The sequence below is a fragment of the Mesorhizobium sp. M1A.F.Ca.IN.020.06.1.1 genome, from assembly GCF_004023265.1.
GTDB lineage: Bacteria > Pseudomonadota > Alphaproteobacteria > Rhizobiales > Rhizobiaceae > Mesorhizobium.
In genome coordinates this window covers 1-3765 of the sequence record NZ_RZSR01000597.1, presented here as the reverse complement: position 1 = coordinate 3765, position 3765 = coordinate 1, and the positions used below count along the sequence as shown (strand labels likewise).

The window sequence follows — 3765 nt, the reverse complement described above, 5'->3', positions numbered from 1 at the left end:
CCCGTCAAACATCAGCACGGCCGGGTGCAGGCCGGCAGCTTCCAGAGTAGCGGCAAACAAAAGTGAAGTGTCTAAGCAGGTCGCCAGGCGTTCCTCGGCGATCGTCGTGGGACGCCTGACCTTTTGCCCTCGGCTCTCGAAACTCGCCGGAGGTTCGGCGTAGTGCAACCCCATGCCGGTAATCGCGGAATAAACGGCTGCAGCCAACATGTATGCCCGCTGCGGGTTTTGCGACTGATACCCGTCGAGGCCGCTGGGATGCCCGTGCGCGGCAAGCCGATCGGCTGCCGTCCTCAGGATCGGCGCAACGCCGGGGTCATTGGGCATAACGAAAGCCGGAAGCAATTGCGCCATGTCGGCGACGCCGCCCCACTCGTCGCGCGCGAGCAGCCGGACCGTCAGGCGCCGTTCGTCCAGGACCTCACCAGCCGCGGACAGGCGCAAGGTGATTTCGCCGCGCTCGGCCTCGTTCAGGCCAGCGAGATATCCGGAATCGAGCTCGACCTTGCGGTCGCTCAGTTGAAGTCTATCGCCAGGAACGAGACGGTCAACTGCCCAAGTCTTCGGTCGCAGAAACGACGGCGATGACGTGAGTTCCAGGCGGCAACTCTCCAGGCTGCCGGCGGTGTCGTTATCCAGTCGGATAGACCGGATTACCGGAATTGCGTTCTGATAGGATGCATAAGTGAAGCTGGATGCGACGTCGGCGATTATGCTCGGTGCCGTCGACCGTTCGGCTACCGCATCATCATTTGTTACTAACTCTGAACTATCAATAGATTGCATTGACCCCGGTCCCCACATCCAGACTAGCAATTTTTTCAGGATATAAAAGGCTCTTGCCGTTCGCGCGAATACAAAACGTGTTGTTTATCCACGCGATAGTTTTGGTCAACCAAGAAAAAGGGAATGAAGCGAACGCACCGTCAGAAAGGGGCGAGCGACCGACCCTAATTTCGGGACCTCACTCACCAGGACTGTTGCCGAACGCTGCCGGACTTTGATACCGAGGACCGAAGTTGTCTTCACCGTCCGCCATAACGGCCCGGCAGCTAGATTGACTTAGCGTCAGCATTTTGCCTGAGCTTCTCGTTCGGGCCTGGAGAGTCCTTCGAATGGCATTTCGATTTGTTCATACGGCCGACATCCATCTCGATTCGCCACTCCGCTCGCTCGCACTCAGAAATTCTGAACTTGCCGAGCTCGTCGGTGACGCCAGCCGCCAGGCATTCACCGCGATCGTGGATCTGTGCCTTGCCGAGCGTGTGGACGCGCTTGTGATCGCCGGTGATCTTTACGATGGCGACCAGACTTCGATGAAGACGGCGCGCTTCCTGGCTTCCCAAATGACGCGTCTCCATCACGCTGGCGTCAGGGTCTACATGATCCGCGGCAATCATGACGCCATGTCGAGGATTACGAAGCAGCTTGTCATGCCCGACACGGTGACCATTTTTGGCGGTCGCTGCCAATCCGTGATCCAGCCTGGCTCTGGAGTGGACATTGCGTTCCATGGGCTGAGCTTCGCCAGCCCCAAGGCGCCCGACAGCCTGCTGCCCAAATATGCCGGCCCCCGAGAGGGAGTAGCGAACATCGGCATCATGCATACGAGTCTGGCCGGTTCCCCAGCCCACGATGTCTATGCACCCTGCAGTGTCGCCGACCTGCACGGCCACGGCTTTGACTATTGGGCGCTTGGCCACATCCACGTTCGCCAAGTGTATTCCGGCGCGAGCACGCTCGTGATGCCGGGGATCCCTCAGGGGAGGGACATCAACGAGGCAGGCGAGAAATCGGTCACGCTGGTCACCATTCGCGAAGATCGCTCCGTCGAGATCGAGGAGAGGCTCACCAGTGTCGCGCAGTTCGAGCGGGTGAGCGTCGATCTGACCGAGGCATCGGAATGGAGCGAGGCCATCATTCGTATCCGAGCAGGGCTGGAGCAATCCCGGGAGGTTGCTAGATCACGCTACCTTGTTGCCCGCCTTCGCCTGGTCGGCACTTCTGCCCTTTCATGGTCGCTGAAGCGCGACCGGGACTTGGCCGTCGCAGAAGCCGAGCAGGCAGCGGAGCAGGTGGGCGACACCTGGGTGGAGAAGCTGGAGCTTGATCTTTCGGCTTCCGCCGTCGGAGCTTTAGGAGATGTTGCCGATCCTATTTTGGAACTCGCGCAGTCCATGCGCGCCAATGCGAGCTCGGAAGCATTTCGATCCGAAGCGCGCGAATTCGTATTGAAGTCGATCGCGGACCTGCCGCCCGATGCGCGGGGCCTCGCCGGCAAGGACGAAGAAGGGCTCGAACAGTTTCTCGACGATGTGCTTGCCGGAAGCGTTGACTTGGTCACGGCCCGGCTCAAGGCAGGTGCGACGCGATGAGATTGCGGCGCCTTGACCTGACCCGCTACGGCAAGTTCACCGATAAGGCGATCGACTTTGGAGAGAAGCCGGCTTCGGGCCCGGATCTGCATATCGTCTTCGGCTTGAATGAGGCCGGCAAGTCGACCGCGCTTTCCGCGTATCTTGATCTGCTCTTCGGCATCGAAGAGCGCAGCCGCTACAATTTCCTGCATGAATATAGCTCGATGCGCATCGGCGGACTGCTCGAATTCGAGGGGCAGGCGCTTGCCGTTTCCCGCACCAAAAGTCGCAGCAACTCACTGCATGATGCCGACGGCCGGCCACTGAGCGAGATTGCCATTTCGGCGCACCTCGCGGGCTTGTCCCGGGATACCTACAGCAGCATGTTCTCGCTCGATGACGAGACGCTGGAAGCGGGCGGCAAGGCGATCCTCGAATCGCGCGGCGATCTCGGCAAGCTCCTTTTCACCGCCAGTGCAGGGCTTGGCCATGCCAGCGATGTCTTGGCCGCACTTGAGACGGAGGCGGATGGGCTTCACCGAAGACAGGCCCAGACCACCGAAATCGCGCTGCTGAAAAAGCGGTTCGCGGAACTGAAGTCCCGCAAGGAGGCGATCGACACCCTGGCGTCGACATTCGAGTCGCTCGAGGCGGAACGGGTGGAAGCCCAGGACAAATATGACCGCAGCCTCGCTGAACGCTCGGTGTTGTCGGCGCGACTCGCCACGATTGACCGATATGTGCGCGCCGCGCCGCTCCTCGTCGAAATCAAACGCAAGGCGAGTAGACTGGCAGAGCTGCCTGACATGCCGTCTCCTAAGAGGACCTGGAGTGGCAACGTCGCGGAATTGATCGATCAGGACGCGCGCTTACGAACCAGTCTCCAGGGGAATGCCGATGAGATCGATCGCGCGAAGGGAAAGATTGAAGCAATCGCTGTCGACGACGCAGTGCTTGCGATCTCTGAACAGGTGCGAGGACTCGCCGATCGCAAGGCGCGCTATTTATCCGCGGGCATGGATTTGCCGACCCGCAAGATGGAAGTCCAGATGCTTGACCAGGTGGTGGCGAACTGTCTCGCGGCGCTCGGAAGATCGGCCGAACAGGATCCATCCCGGCTGATCCTGCCGGCCGTTGTGGTCGGCACGCTTCGCACCATGGTCGAACAGCGCTCCGGCATCACGACGAGCCTGCGGATGGCCCGCGACGAAGCCGCTGCCGCGCTCGACGGGCTCAACGCTGCGCGAGGTCGCGTTGGCGAAGAGAGGGCAGTCCCCGAGCCCGCAAGAGCAAGGCTGATAGCAGCCGCGTCTGAGGCGAAGGCCAGTAGTCATGCACGCGAAATAAGAGAGGCGCGCGCGCTAGAGGACGAACGGCAAACAAAGCTGGCGGATGCGATGCGGCGCCT

At 60.8% G+C, this 3765-nt stretch carries 2 protein-coding genes and 1 pseudogene; 2 read left to right on the top strand and 1 reads right to left on the bottom strand.

Going from position 1 to position 3765, the window contains the following annotated elements; genetic code table 11:
• Nucleotides 1–786 (bottom strand): annotated as a pseudogene (locus EOA60_RS23105) (DNA helicase); the annotation flags it as partial.
• Nucleotides 787–1115: 329 nt separating this feature from the next.
• Here EOA60_RS23105 and EOA60_RS23100 point away from each other — a divergent pair.
• Nucleotides 1116–2375 (top strand): DNA repair exonuclease, encoded by a 1260-nt coding sequence (locus EOA60_RS23100; RefSeq protein WP_127336021.1) that lies wholly within the window; start codon nucleotides 1116–1118, stop codon nucleotides 2373–2375.
• Nucleotides 2372–3765, top strand: a 1394-nt coding sequence (locus tag EOA60_RS23095; RefSeq protein WP_164899480.1) for an AAA family ATPase, incomplete at its 3' end; no start/stop codon positions are given. The genes EOA60_RS23100 and EOA60_RS23095, both read left to right, overlap by 4 nt.